The sequence below is a fragment of the Frigoribacterium sp. 2-23 genome (assembly GCF_049601585.1).
Lineage (GTDB): Bacteria > Actinomycetota > Actinomycetes > Actinomycetales > Microbacteriaceae > Frigoribacterium.
The window spans coordinates 912394-933870 of record NZ_CP187126.1 but is presented as its reverse complement, the minus strand read 5'-3'; the positions used below and the strand labels follow the sequence as shown (position 1 = coordinate 933870).

Genomic DNA, 21477 nt, shown 5'->3' with positions numbered 1-21477 from the left:
GACCAATCATCGCGAGTTGACAGCGTGGCGCGCGGCGGTGCACCAGGCGCAGCGGCCTACCCTGAAGGCATGGCCAGATCTCATCTCACTCTAGCCGCGTTGGCCACGGCCGCCGTTGCCGACCTCGACGTCTCCGCCGTCGCTCCGCACGGCTCGAAGGACGGCGATTACGACTCCGCCCTGCTCAACGGCCGGCAGGGCGAGCACTGGATCATCCGCGTCCCCCGCACGCAGCGGGCCGAGGCCCAGCAGTCGGCCGACCTCGTCGCCCTCCGCAGCCTGAGCGCAGGCGTCCGCGGCCGGCTCAGCTTCGACGTCCCGACCTACCGGGGGCAGGCCCCGATCGGCCGCACACGCGGCATCGTCTACGACTTCGTGGCCGGAGACCGCCTCCAGGTCTCCTCGCTCACGGTGGGCTCGGGCATGCCCGCCGCCGTCGGCAAGGCCGTGGCGGCTATCCACTCCCTGCCCACCAGCTTCGTCACCGACGCGGGTCTCGCCAGTCGCACCCCGTTCGAGGCGATGCGGTCGTCGGCGACGCTCGTCGACCGCGCGGCGTCCACGCGCCTCCTGCCCGCGGCCCTGCTCGACCGGTGGGAGGCGGCGATCCAGGACACGGTTCTCTGGCAGTTCCAGCCCACCGTCATCAACGGCACCCTCGAGGCCTCGAGTGTGCTCGTCTCCGACGGCCGCATCGTCGGTGTGCTCGGCTGGCACGAGTTGCAGGTCGGCGACCCGGCCCGCGACCTCGCCTGGACACTCGGTGCCCCGACGCCGGCCGCGGCGGATGCGGTGTTCGAGACCTACAACACGACACGCGGCACCAGCGACCATCAGTTGAAGCACCGCGCGACGCTCTACCGCGAGCTCGATCTCGCCAAGTGGCTGCTGCACGGCACCAGCACGAAGAGCACCGAGATCGTGGACGACGCCGTCGAGATGATGACGAAGCTCGTCGACAGCCTGCACACCGACCGCCCCGGGGCGATCGGCGCAGGCCAGACCGGCGCCCTCGACGAGCACGGTGTCGAAGAGCTGCTCAGCTCGACCGAGCGTCACCACGCCTGATCCGACCCGCCGTCAGACGCCCGACTCCACCGACTCCCACAGCGTCACGAGGTCGGAGCGATCGGGCAGCCCGATCGGCTCGATGACCGTGTCGTCGGCGACGAAGTAGAACGCCGCGTCGATCAACGACGCCTCGATACCTCGATAGGCCGCGTATGCCTCACGGTACAGGGCGAGCTGGAGTTGCCGGAGTGCCAGGTCGTCGTCGTCGACGGGCGACGCACCCGTCTTCCAGTCGACGACCTGGAAGCGGCCGTCTCGCTCGAAGACCGCATCGATCTTGCAGATGACCGTCCGGGTGCCGAGCGGGAGGTGGATCTCGAGCTCGACGTCGACCGGGTCGAGGATGGCCCATTCGGACCGCTCGAAGGTCGCCCGGAACTCGGCCAGGCGTCGAGCGTCGTCGGGGTCGACGACACCGCGATGGTCGCCACCTCGGTCGTCGTCGAGATCGATCTCGCTCGACGACGCGTCGATGGTCTCGCCGCGACCGGTCGGCCGGAAGCGCTCCTCGAGCCAATCGTGGAAGAGGGTGCCCAGTCGCGTCGCGCGGTAGGGCCGCTCGGGCAGCGGGCGCCGGAGGGCCGAGGCGACCGCGCCGGGGTCGTGGACGAAGTCCTTGAACCGGGAGGCCGGGATGCGTTGGGGCAGGTCGATGGAGGCACTGCGGTCGCGCACGGCATCCCGCTCGAGCAGCAGGAGCTCGATGTCGTGCGCACGCGTGCCCGGTGACGGCCTGCGGCGGCGCTCGTCGTCCGTCCGGTCGGCCGCGCGCCGGCGAGCCCGTTCGACCAGGATCGCGGCCTGCTCGACGGCGTCGCGACGTCGACCGAGCGGGTCGAGCGGCCACGACAGCTCGCGCGTCTGATCGGCCAGGGGATTCTCCGGCGCCTCGGGCTCGCTCGGCAACGCCTCGGGCGGCAGCAACCCGGCGTCGACGAAGTCGACGAGGTAGCGGCTGGCGGGACGAGGCTTCACGGCGGAGGCCCAGAACGAGCCGCTGACGAGCAGGGCATCTCGCGCCCTCGTGACGGCGACGTAGGCGAGTCGGCGCTCTTCCGCCTGGTGCCGTCGCCGCAACTCGTCCTTGAACCCGGCGAGCTTCTGGTCGAATTCACGCTGGTCGTCGACCGAGCGCCACGGCAGGACCGGGAGCTCGGCGGAGTCGCCCCTGAACTCGTACGGCAGCTCGCCGAACCCGAGCCAGCCGGCCCCCTCGCGGGATGTCCCGGGCAACTCGCCCTCGACCAGGCGCGGAACGCAGACGACGTCCCATTCGAGCCCCTTGGAGCCGTGGATGGTGAGCAGCTGGACCGTCCCCGCCTCGCTCGCCTCGGACCGCGGCCCCATGTCGTCGCGCCGCTCGGCGGCCGCGAGCCAGCCGAGGAACCCGCCGAGTCCGGCGTTCTCGTCGGTGGCGACATAGCCGGCCAACTCGTCGGCGAAGGCCTGCAGGTACGGGCCGCCGTGCGGCGCCCCGGTGGCGGCGGCGACCTCGACGTCGAGCAGCATCTCCTGTTGCACGAGCGTCACGAGGTCGACGAGGTCGAGACCGACCCGGCCGCGGAGGAAGGCGAGCTGCCCGCCGAGCCGACGGAGGCGCTGCACGCCGTCGGCGCTGAACGCGGCCAGCTGTCGATGCGACTCCGGGGCCGTCGTGACGAAGTCGAGCGCGTCCACGAGCGACCCGTGCTCGCCCACGGCGACGGAGGCGCGGAACGAGGCGGCGACATCGGCGTCGAGTCGCTGCTGGGCGTGGTCGTGCGAGAACAGCCACGACGACACGCCGCGCAGGGCCGCGATGTCGGCGAGCCCGATCCGATGCCGGGCGCCCGCCATGAGGCGGATCAACTCGGAGCCGGCCGACGGATCGTGCAGCACGCGGAGGCAGGAGACCAGATCAACGACCTCGGGTCGTTGCAGGAGCCCCCCGACGCCCAGCACGTGATAGGGCACCTGGTGCCGCTGGAGCGCCTCGACGAACTGCGGGATCGTCTTCTTGGATCTGAAGAGCAGGGCGGCGGACCTGCTGCTGCCGTCGGGGCGACGGATGGCCAGGGCCTCCCTGAACCACTGCGCCACCCGGTCCGCCTCGTCGGGCAGGGTCTCGGCCCAGATCGCCTCGACCGACCCGGCCGGTGCCGCCGGTCGCGGACGCAGGGTGCTCACCGACGTGTCCGAGGCGCTCAGCTCGGCGACGACCGCGTTCGCCGCGTCGAGGATGCTGCTCGCGTTCCGCCAGCTCGTCGACAGGCTGTAGTGCGCGCCGGGGCGGGCGCCGAAGTCGACCGGGAACCGCCCGAGGTTCGCGGCACTCGCGCCGCGGAACCCGTAGATCGACTGGTGCGGGTCGCCGACGGCCATGACGCCCGTCTCGGCGAAGAGGGCGGCGAGCAACCTCGTCTGGACGACGCTCGTGTCCTGGTATTCGTCGAGCAGGACGACGCGGTATCGGTCTCGGAGTTCGGCGACCACGTCGGGAGCCGTCGCGCAGACGTCGAGCGCGAGCGCGACCTGGTCGGAGAACTCGACGAATCCCCGCCGGGTCTTCTCGGTCGAGAACGCGACCGCCAGGTCGAGCAGCGGCGGCAGGGCCGAGACGTGCCCGATCGCGTCCAGCACGCTCTTGTAGGGCGACCCCTTGGGCGACGGGAGCCCGCTCAGGTCGAGGAACCTCTCGGCGAGCTCAGCCACGTCGGCGGCGTCGGCCACGTTCTCACTCAGCGCGTGGCTGAGGCGGATGACCGCCTCGGTGAGCGAGTCGACCGACCGCTCGAGCCCCGGCATGCGGTCGTCCCGGCTGGCGACGACGAGCGAGCGGGCGAGCTGCCATGCCGACGCGTCGCTCAGCACCTGCGATTCGCTCTCGCGTCCGACGCGCAGCGCGTTGTCACGGAAGATCCCGTTCGCGAATGCGTTGTACGTGCTCACCGTCGGCGCGTCGAACACGTCGACCGACTCGGGCAGGAGCCCCTTCCCGACGAGCTCCGCGACCCGCGCCTCGATCCGCTCGCCGAGTTCTCCGGCGGCCTTGCGCGTGAAGGTCAGCCCGAGCACCTGCGAGACGGTCACGTGGCCGTTGGCGAGCAGCCAGACGACCCGATTGGCCATCGTCTCGGTCTTGCCGCTGCCGGCGCCGGCGACCACGAGGGCGGGCTCGAGCGGTGCCTCGATCACGGCCTGCTGCTCGGGTGTCGGCTCGGGTCGCCCGAGAGCCCGGGCGATGTCCACGGACGACAGCACGGGCCGCGAGCCGTGGTCGTCGAGCGACGAGGAGGCACGGGTCACGTCGCTCACCGGCTGACCTCCCCCACGACGTGGATGCGACACGAGCCACCCGTGCGTCCCTCGCAGTGCTCGTCGAGTCGCGCCACGAACGCGTGCCCGGCCATTCCCGTGGCCGCCTGTCGCACCCGCTCGCGGAACGCCTCCAACCCGTCGGCGTCGAGGGCCGCCTGATGCACCTCGCGATAGGGCTTGCCCCGGACGCCGTGCGACACGAAGAGCAGCGCGGCCCCACCCGAGGTCGCGCCGTCCGGCGCCGCCTCGACGACCCCGGAGGCGAAGGCCAGTTGATAGCTCGCCAGCTGCGGATGGCGCTGGGCCTTGTCGCCCGTCGGTGCCGTGCGTCCGGTCTTGAGGTCGACGATGACGACCGAGCCGTCGCCGCGCTGCTCGACCCGGTCGATCGACCCCCGGAGGCGTGCCTGACCGACATCGAGCGTGAACTCCGACTCCGCACCCAGTAACCGCCCGCCGGCGGCCACGACGTCGCGGAGGTAGGCCGCGAGACTCTCCGTCATGACGCGCGCTCGGCGCTGCTCGGCCTCGGCGATCCACGGGGACTCGAACTCGAGTTCGTGCCACCGCTCGTCGACCGCCCGCCAGAGGGACTCGACGTCGATGTCGGTCGCGTGCTCCATCACGTCGTGCAGGAGGGTGCCCAACCCCATCGCGGCGCTCGGCGCGGAGCCGCCGAACCGTTCGACGAACCAGTGCAGCGGGCATTCCTCGAACGTGCCGATCTGCGAGGGCGAGACCCCCACGCGCGCCTCGTCGTCCGTGAGGTCGACCAGGTCGACCGAGGTCGTCGCACTCTGCAGCCCGTACCAGTCGGCCGGCGCGGCACCGGCGACGCCCTCGTCGGCGAGGCGGGCGAGGGACTCCGCGGCGTCCGTGGCCGCCGCCGGCGTCGCCGCCGTGACGAGTTGATGGCGCAGGTGCCCGACGAGCCCGCGGAGAGACAGGGGATGACCGCCGCGGGCGGTCGGTGCGTCGGGGGGCATGAGACGGAAGAAGGGGCTCGGCGCCTCGTCGTCGTTCGCCGTGCAGGAGACGATCACCTGCCGGGTGGCCCGGGAGACGGTCAAGGCGAACATGCGGAGCTCGTCGGAGAGCACGGCGGCCCGGGCGTCGACGGCCGCCGGCGCCTCGCCGAGCACCCCGTCGGCCGCCCGCACGAGATCGTCGGGGCCGAGCAGGGCCCCCCGGAGGCGGAGATTCGGCCAGACACCGTCCTGCACGCGGGCGGCCACGACGACATCGACCTCGAGCCCGACGGCGCCGGCGGGTGTGCACACCAGCACCGCTCCGGCGGTCGCCTGGGGAGACAACGTGTCTTCGGGCACCTCGGCCCCGAGCAGCGCGTCGAGGAACCCGCTCGCCGGCGCCTCGGGGGTGCGCTCGACGAAGCGTTTGGCCGAGGTGAAGAGGGCGACGACACCGTCCAGGTGACGGTCCGCCTCGGCGGCGACGATGCCGTGACCGCCCGACCGCGCCGACCAGTCGGAGGCCAGGCCGCTCCGGTCCCACAAGCCCCAGAAGACCTCCTCGATGCTCGACCCGTCGGCGGCCGCCCGCCGCGCGGCGTCGAGGCTGACGGCGAACCGGCCCGCCCTCGCGGCGAACCGCGAGTCGATCGTGACGAGACGACCGGGGCCGTCGAGCGCCTCGACGAGCAGGTCGTCGGCGGAACGATGCCCGCCGGACGCCAGCTCGTCGGCCCGCAGGGCGAGTCGGAGTCGTCGGAGGGACAATGCGTCGAACCCCGCCAGGGGGCCGAGGAGCAGCTCGGTGGCGACGTCGACCGTGAGCGGCTCGCGGCCGACCGCCACGGAGGCGGCGAGCAGCAGGTGCCGCGCCCCGTACTCGTCCCGGAGCGCCCGCCCCGCCACGGAGGTGCGGGTCGGGACATCGGCCAGCTGGAGCCCCCGGGCGACCGAGGCGACCTGCCCGCCGCTTCGGACGACCACGAGCATGCGACCCCATGGCACCTGCCGTAGGAGGTGGTGCTCGCGCAGCACGCGCGCGACCGATGCGATCTCGTGCGCGGGGCTGTCGGCACGGACGACGAGGATGGGCTCGTCGGCGTCACCGGCCACATCGGCGACATCGGCGCGGGCATCGGAGCCCTGACCGGAGCGAGCCGCGGGGCCCGCGTCACGCCCCGCGACCGCGGCGTGCTGCCGCCCGGCCGCCGCCGTGCCGATGCGCCCCGTGACGGACGAGACGAGGCCCCGCAGGTCGGCCGTGTGCCGGTGCGCCGTCGAGAGGTAGAGCGTGCGGGTCGACGGGACGCCGAGCCGGACGCCGAGCCGGCCGAGCAGGTCGGGGGCACCGCCTCGGAAGGCCGTGGTCGAGACATCGGGGTCGCCGAAGGCCATCACGGTCACGCCGCGACGGGCCAGCGCCCGCAGCAGGGCGACGGTCGACTCGGTCGCGTCGTGTGCGTCGTCGACGAGCACCACCCGCAGGCCCTCGACGAGCGGGGCCGTCTCGCCCCGATCGAGCGCGGCCACGGCGTAGTCGACGAGCTCGCTCGAGTCGAGATGGGACCCGGCGTAGGCCGCCCGGACGTCGTGGTACTCGTCGGCGAAATCGGCGACCGACGACCATTCGGGCCGACCCGACGTCGCGGCGAGACGTCGGAGGTCGGACGACGACAGCCGATGCTCGGTCGCCCGCATCAAGACCTCGCGCAGCTCGGTGCGGAACCCGCGGAGCGCCCGGACCCGCGGCCCGAGGTGCTCGGGCCAGACCGGGCCGCCGCCGTCGAGCTCGTGCCCCTCGAGCAGCGTGCGGACGAGCAGGTCTTGGTCGCCGCCCGTGAACAGGGTCGGCGGTTGCTCGCCGGCCAGGCCGGCGGCATGGCCCACGATGTCGAACGCGAGGGACGACACCGTGCGGGCCAGCGGCCCCGGTGTCGGGACACCCACGGCGGCGGACAGGTGATCGCGGAGGCGCGTGGCCGTCGAGCGGGTCGGCGTCAGCGCCATGACGGCGGCAGGCCCCCAGCCCCGCGTCACCACCCGGTCGGCGACGAACTCGATCAGCGTGCTCGTCTTGCCGGTGCCCGGGGCACCGATGACCGCGGCCGAGATCTCGTCGGGCAGGTCGAGGACCGCCTGCTGGGACGCGTCGAGGACGAGTCGGGGCACGGCGCCGGCGCGCTCACCACCCCGTCGCTGCTCGCCCGTCACGGGGCGGAAGACCGTCGTCGCCATGACCGCAACGCTATCGACCGCCACCGACAACGCCGTCCGTCGGGCGGGTCGGGGCCGGCGGCTTCTGCCGACAGTGAACGCGGCGCCGCCAGCGGGCGACGTCGGTTATCTTGAGGTCGTGGACATTCGTATCGGCATCGCCAACAGCCCCCGTGAGATCAGCTTCGAGACGTCGCAGACCGCTGCCGACGTGGAGAAGACCGTCGCCGACGCCCTCGACGGCGGCAAGAGCTACATCACCCTCGCCGACAGCAAGGGCAAGACCTACCTCGTCCCCGTCGCCTCGCTGTCCTACGTCGAGGTCGGCACGGAGGAGAACCGCCGGGTCGGATTCGTCAGCTGAGCATGGAGCTGCTCTTCGTCGTCCTCGGCGGCACGATCATCGGCTTCATCGCCCACTTCGCCCTGCCCGCGGCCGACACGCGCGGCGTGCTGCTCGCCCCCGCATTCGGTGCGGCCGTCTCGGGCATCGTGTGGGAGGTCCTCTTCTGGCTCGGCTGGAAGGCCGACGGCGGGTGGATCTGGGTGTTCAGCCTCGTCATCCCGGCCGTCGTGGCCGTCGTGGTCTGCACCGTGTCGGCCCGTCGCCGACGTGCGGCCGACAGCACCGCCTTCGCGCGCCTCCTGAAGGCCAGCGGCGTCCAAGCCTGATCGGACGGCCGCGGCCTGCTCCGGTGACCGCCGGGCGGGCGGTCAGGCCGTGAGGCCGAGGGCGTCCATGCGTCGCGTGTGCGCCGCGATCAACTCGGTGAACACCGGCTCGAGTCGTTCGTCGTCGGCCGACTCGTGGGACGCCGAGATGGCGGCCCGCGCGACGAGCAGGGTGTCCCCCACCAGGCGGCGCCCCCAGAGGGCGAGACGCGAGGCGAGACGCGGGTCGTCCTCGATCGACCGGGTGAGCTTGGCGACGATCGCCGGCTCGTCGTGGTCCCGGTCGAGGATCGCGACCACGCGATCGCGGTCGTCGTGGGAGAGCCCGGAGGCGAGCCGGGAGAAGACGTCGTTCAAGAGGCCCGCGGCCACGTAGGTCGCGAGCAGGGCCTCGTACCAGTCGCGGCCCGCGATGCGGTCGCCGAACTCGTCGATCGCGGTGATGTGCGGCTCCATCGCGGCCGCGGGGTCGTCCCCATGACGTTCGATCTCGTGGACGAGACCCCGGTGTCGTTCGAGCGTCGACGTCGCGACCCGGCCCGTCAGCGCCTTCGCGCGCGTGTCGGGCGCCGAGGCCGCAGCGGACCCGAGCGTCTCGAACAGGGCGAGCTGCAGATAGGCGGCGTGCCCGAGGAAGACATCCCGATCGGGGGTGAACTGGTCGAGCTCGACGCGGTTGACGCGCAGACCCCGAGCGGCGGGACGCGGCCACTGGAGGGACGCGACACCGCGTTTCGAACCTCGGCCGAGCCATGACACCACGCCGCCAGCTTAGGGGGTCGCGAGGGTCAGTCGACGGCGACCGGCTAAACTGTCGGCGATCCCCCTATATGAGACAGGGCAACAACTTGACATTCAACGACCTTTCGATCGACCAGGACATGGTCGACGCACTGGCGGCCAAGGGGATCGTCGAACCCTTCCCGATCCAGACCCAGACCATTCCTCTCGCCCTCGCGGGCCAGGACATCATCGGTCAGGCCAAGACGGGAACAGGCAAGACGTTCGGCTTCGGCCTCCCCATCATCCAGCGAATCGGCCTCGACCCGGCGCCCGGCGTCAAGGTGCTCGTCGTCGTCCCCACGCGTGAACTCTGCGTCCAGGTGGCCGAAGACCTCGAGGTCGCCACCTCCAACCGCGCGACCAAGATCGTCTCGATCTACGGCGGCAAGGCCTACGAGGGCCAGGTCGAGCAGCTGAAGGCCGGCGCCCAGATCGTCGTCGGCACCCCCGGTCGCCTCCTCGACCTGGCCGGCCAGCGCCTCCTGAACCTCAAAGAGGTGCAAGAGGTGGTGCTCGACGAGGCCGACAAGATGCTCGACCTCGGGTTCCTCAGCGACATCGAGAAGATCTTCCAGCAGGTCCCGGCGACGCGCCACACGATGTTGTTCTCGGCGACCATGCCCGGCCCGATCGTCGCCCTCGCGCGTCGCTTCATGTCGAAGCCGATCCACATCCGTGCGACCGACCCCGACGAGGGCCTCACGCAGGCGAACATCAAGCACGTCGTCTACCGGGCGCACTCGCTCGACAAGGACGAGGTCATCGCACGTATCCTCCAGTCGGAGGGGCGTGGCAAGACGGTCATCTTCACGCGCACCAAGCGCGCGGCCGCGAAGCTCGTCGAAGAGCTGAACGACCGCGGCTTCAACGCGGCGGCCGTGCACGGAGACCTCAATCAGGAGCAGCGCGAGCGCGCCATGGCGGCGTTCAAGGCCGGCAAGAAGGACATCCTGATCGCCACGGACGTCGCCGCACGAGGCATCGACGTGAACGACGTCACGCACGTGATCAACCACACCGTGCCCGACGACCACGACACCTACCTGCACCGCGCCGGCCGGACGGGCCGCGCGGGCAAGACCGGTATCGCGGTCACGTTCGTCGACTGGGACGACCTGCACAAGTGGGCGCTCATCAACCGGGCGCTCGACATGGGCCAGCCGGAGCCGGTCGAGACCTACTCGTCGAGCCCGCACCTGTACACGGATCTCGACATCCCCGCCGGCACGAAGGGCCGCCTGCGCAAGGCACCCATCGCGGCACCCGAGGGTGGCGCGGCCACGGCCCGCGAGCGCACGCCCGGCAGCCGCAGCCGGTCGCGCAGTCGCACCCGCACCGACGGCGCGAACCCCGGACGCGGCAGCGAGACGCCGACGAACGGCCCGTCCGAGGCGACTGCCGACGCGTCGGCCGACTCCGGCTCGGACGCGTCCGGTGCACCGCGCCGACGCAGCCGCAACCGTCGCCGCAAGCCCGCGGGCGAGCAGCAGTCCCGCCCCGCCGGCGAGTAGCAGCCCGCACCATCCGCCGCCCCCGACGCGTCGGTCCCGCCCCCGGGCGAGACCGCGTCTCGGGGGCGTCGTCCGTCACGGCAGCATGCCGATGCCGATGCCGACCGGTCAGCCCTGGATGGGTTCCGAGCCGGTCGCGGCCGCGACGATGCGATCGAGCTGACGCGGGTCGGTCGTGTTCTCGCCGAGCCGGTTCGGCTTGCCGTCGCCGTGGTAGTCGCTCGACCCGGTCACGATCAGGTCGTACCGGTCGGCCAGCTCGCGCAGGCGCTGCCGCCCGGCCTCGGTGTTCTCGCGGTGGGCGATCTCGACTCCGAGCAGCCCGGCGTCGACGAGCCGGGCGAAGCTTTCGACCGAGACGTTGGGCTCCCGTCCGCGCGTCGCGGGGTGAGCGATCACGGGGACTCCTCCGGCCTCGCGGATGAGCCGGATGCCCTCGAGCGGGCTCGGCGCCTCGTGGGGCTCGTAGTACCCCGATCGCCAGTGCAGGATGCCCGCGAACGCCGCACTGCGGTCCGCCGCGAAGCCCTTCGCGACCAGGGCGTCGGCGATGTGCGGCCGACCGAGGGTGGCACCGTCGCTCGCCTGGGCCAGGACGTCGTCCCAGACGATGTCGTAGTCGGCGCCGATCCGGGCGACGATGCGCTCGGCCCGGTGCAGCCGACCGTCGCGCAAGCGGGCCGTCTCGGCGACGAGGGCGCTGTCGGTCGGGTCGAACAGGTAGCCGAGCATGTGCACGCTGTTTAGTCCGAGGCGGGTGCTGAGTTCCATGCCGGGCACCAGGGTCATGCCCGTGCCGGCGACCGAGGCCCGTGCCTCGGCCCAGCCCGCCGTCGTGTCGTGGTCGGTGAGTGCCACCGTGCCGAGACCTGCCCGCGCGGCCGACGCGATCAGTGCCGCCGGGGTCTCGGTGCCGTCCGAGACGCTGCTGTGCGTGTGCAGGTCGATCGGAGGGTGGGCCACGCCCCTATCGTAGGCCGACCGTCCCGTAGCTGCCGTCCCGTCCCCTAAGCTCACAGGGCCATGATCCGTCGTCTCGTCGCCCTCGTGCTGATCCTCGCCCTCGCCGCCGGTCTGTTCGTTGCGCTTTGGCCGCAGGCGCTCGACCTGCAGCGTCAGTACCCGGTGACGCAGCTCGTGTCGTTCCGGGCGATCGCCGGCGGTGTCGCGCTGATCGCGATGGTCGTCGTGATCGTGCTGGGACTCGTCGTGCGCCCGCTCCGATCGATCACCGCCTCCTTCGCCGTCCTGCTGCTGGTCTTCGCCGCGGTGTCGGGTGGCATCCAGGGCGCCCGCGGTCTCGGCAGCACCGACTTCACGACCCGGACACCCACCGACGTCACCGTGCTCTCCTGGAACACGCTCGGCGGGGCGCCCGGCCCCGAGGCCATCGCGGCCCTCGCGCTCGAGGTCGGTGCCGACATCGTCAGCCTGCCCGAGACACGTCAGGAGACCGGCGTCGCCGTCGCCGAGGCGATGCGCGTCGGCGGCCGCCCCATGTGGGTGCACACGCTCGCGTACGACCAGGTCTCGAGCGCCCGGTCGACGACCCTGCTGATCAGCCCGAACCTCGGCGACTACGCGGTCGCCCTCGGCGACGACGGCACCACCGACAAGCGGACGACGGCCGTGCTGCCCTCGGTGGTCGCGACCCCCGTCAGCGGAGAGGGCCCGACCATCGTGGCGGCCCACCCGGTCGCCCCCGTCACGGACCACATGGACACCTGGCGCTCCGGCCTCGACTACCTCGCGGGCGTGTGCTCGTCGGGCAACGTGATCATGGCCGGCGACTTCAACTCCACGCTCGACCACATGGCGGGCCTCGGCAAGCGCGGCGGCGCACTCGGCGTCTGCCGCGACGCCGCCACCGCGACGGCCAACGGCGCCGTCGGCACGTGGCCCACCGATCTGCCGCCGCTGCTGTCGACGCCCATCGACCACGTCATGGCGTCACGACAGTGGATGCCGACCGGGTTCCGGGTCGTCACCGACCACGACGACGCGGGCAGCGATCACCGACCGATCGTCGCGCAGCTCAGTCGCACCGGCGCCTGACGTCTCCCCGGCGGCACCGACGCCTCCCCACCCGCGCCGCCGCGCTGTCTCTTCCCAGGGCAACCGACCTCGTGCCCCACGAGGAGGCGCGGCGCGAGACAATAGGTCGCATGGCAGATTCCGAGGCACCGCGCGCGACCGCGAACCGCTCAACCACACCAGGCTCCGACACCTTCAAGGACTACATCTCGTCCGAGTGGGCCGATCGACCCGACACCCTCCCCGCACCCCGCGAGCAGTCGGCCTTCGCCGCCGACCGTCGCGCCCGGCTGTCGGCCCTGCACACGGGGCGACGCCTCGTCGTCCCGGCCGGCCAGTCAAAGGTCCGATCGAACGACTGCGACTATCCCTTCCGCGCGCACTCGGCGTTCTCGCATCTGACCGGCTGGGGCTCCGACACCGTCCCCGGCTCCGTGCTCGTGCTCGAGCCGACCGCCGACGGCCACGAGGCCACGCTCTACCTGCGCGCCAGCGCCGGTCGTGACTCGGACGAGTTCTACGCCAACTCCGAGATCGGCGAGTTCTGGATCGGCCCGCGGCCGTCCCTCGCCCAGGTCGCGGCCGACCTCGGCGTCGCCACGCGCGACCTGGCCGAGTTCGAGGCCGTCGCCGCGACGTTCGACGCCGACACCCTGCTCGTCCGCGAGGCCGACCCCGAGCTGACCCGCCGCGCCGACGCGACCGGCACCGCGGTCGGCACGGCCGACGGCGTCGACGTCCTGGCGCGCGATCTCTCCGAGCTGCGTCTCGTCAAGGACCCCTACGAGGTGTCGCAGATGCGCCTCGCCGTCGCCACGACGAAGAGGGGCTTCGACGACGTCATCGCCGACTTCGACGACATCGTCGCCCACCCGCGCGGCGAGCGGCTCGTCGAGGGCACGTTCAACCGACGGGCCCGGGCGGACGGCAACACGGTCGGCTACGACACCATCGCCGCATCGGGCGACCACGCGTGTGTCCTGCACTGGACCCGCAACGACGGCGTCGTGGCCTCGGGCGATCTCATCCTGATCGACGCGGGCATCGAGCTCGAAAGCCTCTACACGGCCGACATCACGCGCACGCTGCCGGTGTCCGGTCGCTTCACCGAGGTGCAGCGCCTCGTCTACGACGCCGTCCTCGAGGCGGCCGACGCCGCGTTCGCGATCGTCAAGCCGGGCATCCGGTTCCGCGAGATCCACGCGACGGCCATGCGCGTCATCGCCGAGCGGACCGCCGAGTGGGGGTTCCTGCCCGTGTCGGCGGAAGAGTCGCTCGAGCCCGACCACCAGTACCACCGCCGGTACATGGTGCACGGCACCAGCCACCACCTCGGCATCGACGTGCACGACTGTGCCGCCGCTCGACGCGACCTCTACCTCGACGGCGTGCTCGAGCCGGGCATGGTGTTCACCATCGAGCCGGGGCTGTACTTCCAGCCGGACGACCTCACCGTCCCGGCCGAGTTCCGCGGCATCGGCGTCCGCATCGAGGACGACATCCTCGTGACGGGCGACGGGGCCGAGAACCTGTCGGTGGGTATCCCGCGGACGGCCTCAGACGTCGAGGCCTGGGTCGCCCGCGGGTAGCCCGTCCGTCAGTCGTCGAGCGGCTGATCGGGCCCCGAGTCGTCCGACTCGGGTGCCCGGTCCCCGCGTCGACGGGAGCTGACCACGATCACGACGACGCCGGCCACGGCCAGCACCACGATCGCGACCGCGATGCCCACCACGAGACCGAGGTTTGTCGACCCCGCGTCGGTTGACTCCGGTGCCGTCGTCGCCAGAGTCGTCATCTGCGGTTCGGACGTCTCCGCGGGTGACGTCGCCCCCGCCTCCGGGGTCGTCGCGGTGTCGCTCGGGGCCGCCGACGACTCGCCCGGGTCGCACGCCGGTCTCGACGGCGACCCCACTGCCTCCGGCGCACCGGCGGACGGCGCGTAGCTGAACGGGATCGCGTCCGACACCGTGTGCCCGTCGGCCGAGACGACCTGGTAGGTCATCGTGTACGACCCCGCCGCACCGAGGGCGACGCCGGTCGAGATGGTCGGGCCGTCGAGCACGCCGCAGCCGTCCTCGAAGTGGCGACCGGCCGCGTCGGTCACCTCGAGCACGTTCGCCGTACCGGTTCCGGAGAGGTCGAGGATGACGTCGTTGAACGTGACCGAGACCGTCGACGGCGGGCTCGTCACGGTCGACGAGGCCCCCGGCGTGCTCGCGATCACGTAGTCGTGCGCCGAGGCCACCGACGCCGGGCCGAGGGCAGCCAAGCCGACGAGCCCGAGGGCACCGACGGAGACACCGAGACGGGTGGCGAGGGTGGACCGCATCGAGGAGGCTTCCCTCATCGCTTGGCGCCCGTCACGCCCGCCGCCGAACCCCGCGGTCGCCGCGTCAGCGCCAGCACGGCGACGACGAGGGCGATCGCGCCCAGGGCGAGACCCGCGATTCCCAGGCCGAGGCCGACCGTGGCCGTCTGCGACGAGTCCGACGCACTGGCGGACCCGTGATCGCCCGCGGACGCGGCGCTCACGGCCGTGCCGTGGTGGCCGCCCGAGGGTGCCTGGTCGTTGACATAGAGCGTCGGGGCGGGGAACTCGGGTTCGTCACCGGACGCGGGCGTGGCCTCGGCCCAGTCGACGACCTTGCCGTCGGAGTAGTACTGGTGCGTCGGCAGCACGATCGAGCCGGTGTCGGGCACCGCGCCCGCCGAGACCACGAACTGCTGGAACTGCCCGGGGGCGATCTGCACACCGGGGTCGGCCGTCCAGGTCACACTGGTCGGCGCCTCCGTGACGGTCGTGCCCGAGATCTCGACCGGTTTCGGCAGCGTCGAGGTGGTGACCTCGGTCGTCCACCCCACGAGCGGCTGGTACGACACCGACGTGAACGGGGTGTCCGTGGGGAGGTCCACCACGAGCTTCACCGTGCCGGCCGTGGCCGACTCGGTGGGCACCTTGAACGTGAGGGTGGCGTACGAACCGGCCTCGACCTGCTCGGGGTTCACCCGGACATGGGCGGAGGCGGCGAGCGGCACGGCGAGGGCGAGGACGGCAGCGGCGCCGAGGGTGATGCCGGCGCGCGCCGACAGGGTACGGATGGTCATGATGCTTCTTTCGTCTGGATACGTCTGAGACCGCCGGGGAACCGGCGGGAATGCGGGGTCAGACGAGACGAGGTGGACCGCGGTGCGGCCGGGCCGTCAAGAAGCGGAAGACGTGCGCGTCGACCCGGCGGACGACGACGGGGCGGGCACGTCGACCGTCGTCGCCGGGGCGGACGACGGCGAGCAGGAGGCGCGCGACGGTCAGGCGCCCACCCGCGAGTCGGGCGAGTGCCTGGAGCGCGACATCGCCCCGGTGCAGGGCGGCGATCGTCAGCACGGCCGCGACGGCATGCGCGATGGTCATCGCCGCGGTCGGCATGTCCATCACCGTGGTCGCGGTGCCGTCGGCCGTCACGACGAGCGCCTCGTGGTGCCCGCCGGTCGCGCCGACGCCGCCCGTCGACGCACCGAGCGAGAAGAGCAGGTGGAACACCACCTGGCTCAGGGCGACCGAGACGGCGAGGCGGACGATCGAGAGTCGCCGACCGGACAGGGCGATGCAGAGCGGCACCGCGAAGGCCAACGACAGCACGACACCGAGGTCCCCCGGGTCCATGCCGCCTCCGCAGACGTGCGAGACGCTCGCGACGATGACGGAGGCCACGGCGACGAACCAGCCACGGGCGAAGCGCGCCCAGCGTGTGGTCATCGGTGTGCTCTCGTTCGTCTTCGTGGTCTCGCGAGGTGTGCGAGATCATGCTGCCGTGTCCACGATACCGAGGTTCGACGCGCGCCTCGTGCCGGTCCCGCGCCTGCCTCGCCGTGGGGCCCTGCCGCGCGGGTCAGCTGCGGGGTGCCTCGGGCCGCGACAGGATCTCGTTGGCCCGGTAGGCCAGTTGCGGGTCGACGAGCACCTGGTAGTTCGTGGCGAGCACCTGGTGGGTCGAGGTGAAGTCGCGACGACGGCGCGAGATCGCGAAGCTCGCGATGCCGTAGAGCATGCCGAAGCCGGCACCGATGAGGGCCGCGGCGACGGCCGACGTGGCCGAGCCACCGGTCGGCGACAGGAACACCAGGACGATGCCGAAGAAGATGCCGAGCCAGAGACCGGTCACGGCGCCGGCCAGCGCGGCGCGCCCGTAGGTGAGGCGCCCGGTGACCCGCTCGACGGTCTTGAGGTCGTTGCCGATGATCGCGATCTGCTTGATCGGGAACTCGGCGTGCGACAGACGCTCGACGACCCGCTGCGCCTCGGGATAGGTCTCGTAGGTTCCCAGGACGTCCCCTCGGGGAAGGGTCGGGAACATCTGACCTCGGCGCCCCAGAGGGCTCTGGTTCGTCATGTGTTCATTAAACACGGGGAGCCGTGCCGCACCGGCTAAATTGGTGTCGTGAGCGCCACCAGAGTCTTCGTAGCCCGATTGGCCGGGTGCTCCGTCTTCGACCCCGCCGGTGACCGCATCGGCAAATGCCGCGACGTGCTCGTCGTGTACCGCCGGGACGCACCGCCCCACGTGGTCGGCCTGATCGTCGAGGTACCCGGCAAACGGCGCGTGTTCGTGAGCATCGGTCGGGTCACGAGCATCGGCTCGGGTCAGATCATCACCAACGGCGTCATCACACTGCGACGGTTCCAGCAGCGGGGAGGCGAGACACGCGTCATCGCCGAGATGCTCGGCCGTCGCGTGTCGCTGCGCTCGGACGAATCGTCGGCCACCGTCGAGGACGTCGCGATCGACGAGATCGCCGAAGGCGACTGGCAGGTCGGGCAACTGTTCCTGCGCAAGCCCAAGACGAGCCCGTCCCCGTTCGGCAAGGGTCCGACGATCTTCGCGGCCTGGTCGGACGTCCGCGAGCAGAACGAGCCGGGCGAGGCGCAGAGCGCCGAGCACCTCATCGCCGCCTACTCCGACCTGTTGCCGGCCGACCTCGCCAACACCCTCCTCGACCTCACGCAGGAGCGCCGGCTGGAGGTCGCCGAAGACCTGCCCGACGATCGACTCGCCGACGTGCTCGAAGAGATGCCCGAGGACGAGCAGGTCGAGATCCTGAACCAGCTCGAGGACGAACGCGCCGCGGGCGTGCTCGACCAGATGCAACCCGACGACGCGGCCGACCTCATCGCCCAGCTCTCCGACGAGCGCGGTGAGGCCCTGCTCGAGCTGATGGAGCCCGACGAGGCCGACGACGTCCGCATGCTGCTGAGCTACGACGCCGACACCGCCGGCGGCCTGATGACCACGGAGCCCGTGATCGTCTCGGCCGACGCGACGGTGGCCGAGGGCCTCGCCCTGATCCGACGTCACGAGCTCGCCCCCGCGCTCGGTGCCGCCGTCTGTGTGGTGCTGCCGCCGTACGAGCCCCCGACCGGGAGATTCCTCGGCATGGTGCACTTCCAGCGGATGCTGCGCTACCCGCCGAACGAGCGACTCGGCACGCTGCTCGACCAGCAGCTCGAGCCGGTGAGAGCCGACGCGACGGCTCTCGAGGTCACCCGCATCATGGCGACGTACAACCTCGTCTCGGTGCCCGTCGTCGACGCCGCCCATCGCCTTGTCGGGGTGGTGACCATCGACGACGTCCTCGACCATGTGCTGCCCGACGACTGGCGCAGCCAAGACCCCGACCAGCCCCTCACCCGATTGCGCTCCCGCGCCCGACGAGTACCGCTGAACAGCGCCGGAAGGAGGCCACCGCATGGCACGCGATAACCGCACCGCCGTCCGGCTCGACTCGCCGAAGGGCCTGCGCGCTCGCGTGCTGCCGGGTCGCAACCGCGTGAGCAGCGACCGCTTCGGTCGCGCCACCGAGGCGATCGCCCGCGGCATGGGCACGCCGTACTTCTTGATCGGTCTCACGCTGTTCTGCGTCGTCTGGATGCTGTTCAACACCCTGGCCCCCGACAACCTGCGCTTCGACAGCGCCGCCATCGGGTTCACCGCGCTCACGCTCATCCTCTCGCTGCAGGCGTCCTACGCGGCCCCGCTGATCCTGCTCGCGCAGAACCGTCAGGACGACCGCGACCGGGTCCAGTTCGAACAGGACCGTCAGCGCGCCGAGCGCAACCTCGCCGACACCGAGTACCTCGCCCGCGAGGTGGTCGCGCTCCGCATCGCGATCAGGGACATGGCGAGCAAGGACTTCATCCGCGCCGAGCTGCGCTCCCTCCTGGAGGAGCTCGACCGCCGCGACGAGGAGCCCACCGCCGACGGCACCCCCGCCGTCCCGCGCTCCGAGCGTCCTCGTCCGGGGCGGTCGCGTGACTGACACCGCCCTCGTCGACGCCGTCCGGACGGCCCTCACCCGCGTCCTCGATCCGGAGATCCGGAAGCCCATCACCGAGCTCGACATGGTCGGCGACGTCGACGTGACCGAGACGGGCGACGCCCGGGTCGGCGTCAAGCTCACGATCGTCGGTTGCCCCGCCGCGGACACGATCGAGCGCGACGTCCGCGAGGCCACCGCGTCCGTGCCCGGCGTGACCGGTGTCGTCGTCGACGTGACCGTCATGACCAAGGACGAGCGCGCCTCCCTGACCGAGAAGCTCCGGGCCGGACGCGCCCGTCGCGGTATGCAGTTCGGCCCCGACTCGCTCACGCGCGTCTACGCCGTCACGAGCGGCAAGGGCGGCGTGGGCAAGTCCACGCTGACGGCGAACCTCGCCGTCGCCCTGGCCGCCCGAGGGCTCGCCGTCGGCATCGTCGACGCCGACGTCTACGGTTTCAGCATCCCGGGTCTCCTCGGCCTCGTCGGCCCGGACGGCGCCGCCGTGAAACCCACCCAGGTCGACGACATGATCCTCCCGCCCGTCGCGCACGGGGTGAAGGTGATCTCGATCGGCATGTTCGTCGACGACGCATCGGTGGCCGTGGCCTGGCGGGGTCCGATGCTGCATCGCACCATCCAGCAGTTCTTGACGGACGTCTACTTCGGCGACCTCGACGTGCTCCTGCTCGATCTGCCCCCGGGCACCGGGGACGTCGCGATCTCGGTGGGCCAGCTGCTCCCCCACGCCGAGGTCATCGTGGTGACGACCCCGCAGCCCGCCGCCGCCGACGTGGCGGAGCGCAGCGGCGTCGTCGCCCGGCAGACAGGCCAGAAGATCGTGGGAGTGGTCGAGAACATGTCGGGGCTCACCCAGCCCGACGGCACGGTTCTCGAGCTGTTCGGCTCGGGAGGCGGCGCCGAGACGGCGCGTCGCCTGTCGAACGGCCAGGAGGCGCCGGTCGAGTTGATCGCGACGATACCGCTCAGCGTCGACCTGCGTCAGGGCGGCGACGACGGCGCGCCCGTCGTGCTCGCACGACCCGACGACCCGGCCTCGCGCGAGATCGTGCGCCTCGCGGAGCGGCTGGCCGTCCGTGAACGCGGCCTCGCCGGCCGCAAGCTCGGCTTCAGCGTCTCCTGACGGCGGCAGCGCCGGCGGCAGCGCCAGGGGACCAGGCCGAGGCCGAGGAGCAGACCCCGACGACGGCCCGCCAGCTACCCTCCGACAACGACGAAGGGCGCCCCGCGAAGCGGAGCGCCCTCAAGACGCGTTGGCCCGCGTCCGATCGAATCGGCAGAGGGCCAACGGGGGCCGCAACCCAGCACGGGTGCGGCCGCCGCTCGGTCGAGCCGCTCAGGAGGGAGACGGCGACGGAGCGGCAGATCGGCGAGCCGGCATGCGCTCTACGAGAGCGGCGCCGACTCGCGGGGAATCAGGACCAGCGGTGGTACGTCTTGGTCGGGATGGCGTGGAAGCCATCGCGCGCGACGCTGACGATCGACCCGATGATGCCGACGACGGCTGCGAGGGCGAGGACGATGATGCCGGTGAGCATGAGTTGTTTCTCTTTCTGGCGCGGTTTGTCGCGCGGTTCTTCGTGACTGACATCTCAATGATGCGCCGTGAAAAGGCTAAGCACAATCGCATGCTTCTTGACTAATGCTGTAGTTTTGCTACATGGATGTGAAGCGTCTCGAGCTGCTCCGCGAACTGGCCGAACGCGGCAGCATCACGGCCGTCGCGAAGGCCACCCACCGAACGCCATCGGCCGTCTCGCAACAGCTCAAGGTCCTCGAGAAGGAGGCCGGCGTCGCCCTCACCGAACGCATCGGTCGGGGCATCGTGTTGACGGGCTCGGGCCGCGTGTTGGCCCAGACGGCCACCGACGTCGCCGTCGCGCTCGAGCGCGCCCAGGCCGTCTGGGACGACTTCGTCGCGACCCCCCAGGGCGAGGTCACGCTCGCCACCTTCCCCACCGGCGGCCAGATGCTGCTGCCCGGGCTGCTCCGCACCGTCGCCGAGACGCCCGGACTCACGGTGGTCGCCACGGACCACGACCCGTCCACGTTCGCGTTCGCCGACCTGGCTGCCGATCACGACGTCGTCATCGCCCACTCCCCCGACGGACGCGCGTGGCGCGGTCGCGGGCTGATCACCGTGCCGCTGTTGACCGAGCCCCTCGACGTGGCACTGCCGGCCGATCATCGCCTGGCAGGTCGCGCCTCCTTGTCGGCCGTCGACCTCGCCGACGAGAACTGGATCGGCGTGCCGGTCGACTTCCCGTTCGAGCGGGTCTACCGAGACATCGAGCGCATCACGGGCAGCCCGGCGCGGATCACGCAGCGCTTCAGCGACACGAAGGTCACGGAGTCGCTGGTCGGCTCCGGCCTCGGCATCGCGATCCTGCCGCGATTCACGGCCGTGGGTGCCCGCGACGACATGGTGCTGCTGCCTCTCGAGGACGTGCGCGCGGTGCGCTACGTCTCGGTGCTGATGCGACGCGACCGGGCCGAGCGCCCGTCGGTGCGACGCGTGGTCGACGCGCTCCGGGCCGAGGCGACCCGTGTGGCCGCCGTGCACGGCCGGGTCTGACCGCTCGGGGCGCGAGGGCAGC

Annotated in this window: 19 protein-coding genes; 10 read left to right on the top strand and 9 right to left on the bottom strand. The window is 71.7% G+C overall.

Features of this window, described 5'->3' with window-relative positions; genetic code table 11:
• The first annotated feature begins 69 nt into the window (after positions 1–69).
• Positions 70–1068 carry a phosphotransferase gene (locus ACPEEZ_RS04435; RefSeq protein ID WP_423923213.1) on the top strand — a complete coding sequence of 333 codons (999 nt, stop codon included), beginning with the start codon at positions 70–72 and terminating at the stop codon, positions 1066–1068.
• A 12-nt stretch (positions 1069–1080) separates the two neighbouring features.
• Here ACPEEZ_RS04435 and ACPEEZ_RS04430 read toward each other — a convergent pair whose 3' ends face one another.
• Together ACPEEZ_RS04430 and ACPEEZ_RS04425 are read right to left on the bottom strand one after the other, a co-directional pair.
• On the bottom strand, positions 1081–4365 hold the full coding sequence (locus tag ACPEEZ_RS04430; protein ID WP_423923211.1) for a UvrD-helicase domain-containing protein: 3285 nt from the start codon (positions 4363–4365) through the stop codon (positions 1081–1083).
• A complete protein-coding gene (locus ACPEEZ_RS04425) occupies positions 4362–7571 on the bottom strand; it encodes an ATP-dependent helicase (protein ID WP_423923209.1) in 3210 nt (1069 codons plus the stop codon). The genes ACPEEZ_RS04430 and ACPEEZ_RS04425 overlap by 4 nt, the downstream gene beginning before the upstream one ends.
• Positions 7572–7689: 118 nt before the next feature.
• Between ACPEEZ_RS04425 and ACPEEZ_RS04420 the strand changes: the two genes are divergently transcribed.
• Positions 7690–7914: a DUF3107 domain-containing protein gene (locus tag ACPEEZ_RS04420; protein WP_423923207.1), complete on the top strand. Its 225-nt coding sequence runs from the start codon at positions 7690–7692 to the stop codon at positions 7912–7914.
• A 2-nt stretch (positions 7915–7916) separates the two neighbouring features.
• A complete protein-coding gene (locus tag ACPEEZ_RS04415) occupies positions 7917–8222 on the top strand; it encodes a hypothetical protein (RefSeq protein WP_423923205.1) in 306 nt (101 codons plus the stop codon).
• Between the two features lie 42 nt (positions 8223–8264).
• On the opposite strand, the gene ACPEEZ_RS04410 is transcribed toward ACPEEZ_RS04415, so the two are convergent.
• Positions 8265–8984, bottom strand: coding sequence for a ferritin-like fold-containing protein (locus ACPEEZ_RS04410; protein ID WP_423923204.1), 720 nt, complete (start codon positions 8982–8984; stop codon positions 8265–8267).
• A gap of 86 nt (positions 8985–9070) precedes the next feature.
• Between ACPEEZ_RS04410 and ACPEEZ_RS04405 the strand changes: the two genes are divergently transcribed.
• The gene (locus ACPEEZ_RS04405; RefSeq protein WP_423923202.1) at positions 9071–10516 is read left to right on the top strand and encodes a DEAD/DEAH box helicase; all 1446 of its coding nucleotides are present in this window, start codon (positions 9071–9073) and stop codon (positions 10514–10516) included.
• A 108-nt stretch (positions 10517–10624) separates the two neighbouring features.
• Here ACPEEZ_RS04405 and ACPEEZ_RS04400 read toward each other — a convergent pair whose 3' ends face one another.
• Positions 10625–11479, bottom strand: coding sequence for a PHP domain-containing protein (locus ACPEEZ_RS04400; protein ID WP_423923200.1), 855 nt, complete (start codon positions 11477–11479; stop codon positions 10625–10627).
• Positions 11480–11539: 60 nt separating this feature from the next.
• On the opposite strand from ACPEEZ_RS04400, the gene ACPEEZ_RS04395 reads away from it, so the two are divergent.
• Together ACPEEZ_RS04395 and ACPEEZ_RS04390 are read left to right on the top strand one after the other, a co-directional pair.
• On the top strand, positions 11540–12571 hold the full coding sequence (locus ACPEEZ_RS04395; RefSeq protein WP_423923198.1) for an endonuclease/exonuclease/phosphatase family protein: 1032 nt from the start codon (positions 11540–11542) through the stop codon (positions 12569–12571).
• Positions 12572–12681: 110 nt separating this feature from the next.
• Entirely contained in the window at positions 12682–14139 is a 1458-nt protein-coding gene (locus ACPEEZ_RS04390) for an aminopeptidase P family protein (RefSeq protein ID WP_423923196.1), read from the top strand.
• 8 nt (positions 14140–14147) lie between these two features.
• Here ACPEEZ_RS04390 and ACPEEZ_RS04385 read toward each other — a convergent pair whose 3' ends face one another.
• The 4 genes from ACPEEZ_RS04385 to ACPEEZ_RS04370 form a co-directional block, all read right to left on the bottom strand.
• Entirely contained in the window at positions 14148–14879 is a 732-nt protein-coding gene (locus ACPEEZ_RS04385) for a copper resistance protein CopC (RefSeq protein ID WP_423923194.1), read from the bottom strand.
• A gap of 14 nt (positions 14880–14893) precedes the next feature.
• Positions 14894–15655, bottom strand: a complete 762-nt coding sequence (locus ACPEEZ_RS04380) for a YcnI family protein (RefSeq protein WP_423923192.1) — start codon at positions 15653–15655, stop codon at positions 14894–14896.
• Between the two features lie 58 nt (positions 15656–15713).
• The gene (locus tag ACPEEZ_RS04375) at positions 15714–16304 is read right to left on the bottom strand and encodes a hypothetical protein (protein WP_423923190.1); all 591 of its coding nucleotides are present in this window, start codon (positions 16302–16304) and stop codon (positions 15714–15716) included.
• 133 nt (positions 16305–16437) lie between these two features.
• On the bottom strand, positions 16438–16938 hold the full coding sequence (locus ACPEEZ_RS04370) for a general stress protein (RefSeq protein ID WP_423923188.1): 501 nt from the start codon (positions 16936–16938) through the stop codon (positions 16438–16440).
• Between the two features lie 48 nt (positions 16939–16986).
• Here ACPEEZ_RS04370 and ACPEEZ_RS04365 point away from each other — a divergent pair, with 48 nt between their 5' ends.
• The 3 genes from ACPEEZ_RS04365 to ACPEEZ_RS04355 are packed head-to-tail and all read left to right on the top strand — an operon-like array spanning position 16987 to position 20003.
• On the top strand, positions 16987–18306 hold the full coding sequence (locus tag ACPEEZ_RS04365) for a magnesium transporter MgtE N-terminal domain-containing protein (protein WP_423923186.1): 1320 nt from the start codon (positions 16987–16989) through the stop codon (positions 18304–18306).
• On the top strand, positions 18293–18862 hold the full coding sequence (locus ACPEEZ_RS04360; RefSeq protein ID WP_423923184.1) for a DUF1003 domain-containing protein: 570 nt from the start codon (positions 18293–18295) through the stop codon (positions 18860–18862). Before ACPEEZ_RS04365 ends, ACPEEZ_RS04360 begins: the two co-directional genes overlap by 14 nt.
• A complete protein-coding gene (locus ACPEEZ_RS04355; protein WP_423923182.1) occupies positions 18855–20003 on the top strand; it encodes an Mrp/NBP35 family ATP-binding protein in 1149 nt (382 codons plus the stop codon). The genes ACPEEZ_RS04360 and ACPEEZ_RS04355 overlap by 8 nt, the downstream gene beginning before the upstream one ends.
• A 292-nt stretch (positions 20004–20295) precedes the next feature.
• Here the strand turns inward: ACPEEZ_RS04355 and ACPEEZ_RS04350 are convergent, their stop codons facing one another.
• Entirely contained in the window at positions 20296–20418 is a 123-nt protein-coding gene (locus ACPEEZ_RS04350; RefSeq protein WP_423923180.1) for a hypothetical protein, read from the bottom strand.
• Positions 20419–20540: 122 nt separating this feature from the next.
• On the opposite strand from ACPEEZ_RS04350, the gene ACPEEZ_RS04345 reads away from it, so the two are divergent.
• Complete coding sequence (locus ACPEEZ_RS04345) at positions 20541–21455, top strand: LysR family transcriptional regulator (RefSeq protein ID WP_423923178.1); 915 nt, start codon at positions 20541–20543, stop codon at positions 21453–21455.
• The last annotated feature ends 22 nt before the right edge of the window (positions 21456–21477 follow it).

Coding starts and splice junctions, on each gene's coding strand:
- ACPEEZ_RS04435 (WP_423923213.1), top strand. CDS start 70: ATGGCCAGATCTCATCTCACTCTAGCCGCGTTGGCCACGGCCGCCGTT.
- ACPEEZ_RS04425 (WP_423923209.1), bottom strand. CDS start 7,571: ATGGCGACGACGGTCTTCCGCCCCGTGACGGGCGAGCAGCGACGGGGT.
- ACPEEZ_RS04415 (WP_423923205.1), top strand. CDS start 7,917: ATGGAGCTGCTCTTCGTCGTCCTCGGCGGCACGATCATCGGCTTCATC.
- ACPEEZ_RS04395 (WP_423923198.1), top strand. CDS start 11,540: ATGATCCGTCGTCTCGTCGCCCTCGTGCTGATCCTCGCCCTCGCCGCC.
- ACPEEZ_RS04390 (WP_423923196.1), top strand. CDS start 12,682: ATGGCAGATTCCGAGGCACCGCGCGCGACCGCGAACCGCTCAACCACA.
- ACPEEZ_RS04385 (WP_423923194.1), bottom strand. CDS start 14,879: ATGCGGTCCACCCTCGCCACCCGTCTCGGTGTCTCCGTCGGTGCCCTC.
- ACPEEZ_RS04380 (WP_423923192.1), bottom strand. CDS start 15,655: ATGACCATCCGTACCCTGTCGGCGCGCGCCGGCATCACCCTCGGCGCC.
- ACPEEZ_RS04375 (WP_423923190.1), bottom strand. CDS start 16,304: ATGACCACACGCTGGGCGCGCTTCGCCCGTGGCTGGTTCGTCGCCGTG.
- ACPEEZ_RS04370 (WP_423923188.1), bottom strand. CDS start 16,938: ATGACGAACCAGAGCCCTCTGGGGCGCCGAGGTCAGATGTTCCCGACC.
- ACPEEZ_RS04360 (WP_423923184.1), top strand. CDS start 18,293: ATGGCACGCGATAACCGCACCGCCGTCCGGCTCGACTCGCCGAAGGGC.
- ACPEEZ_RS04350 (WP_423923180.1), bottom strand. CDS start 20,418: ATGCTCACCGGCATCATCGTCCTCGCCCTCGCAGCCGTCGTCGGCATC.
- ACPEEZ_RS04345 (WP_423923178.1), top strand. CDS start 20,541: ATGGATGTGAAGCGTCTCGAGCTGCTCCGCGAACTGGCCGAACGCGGC.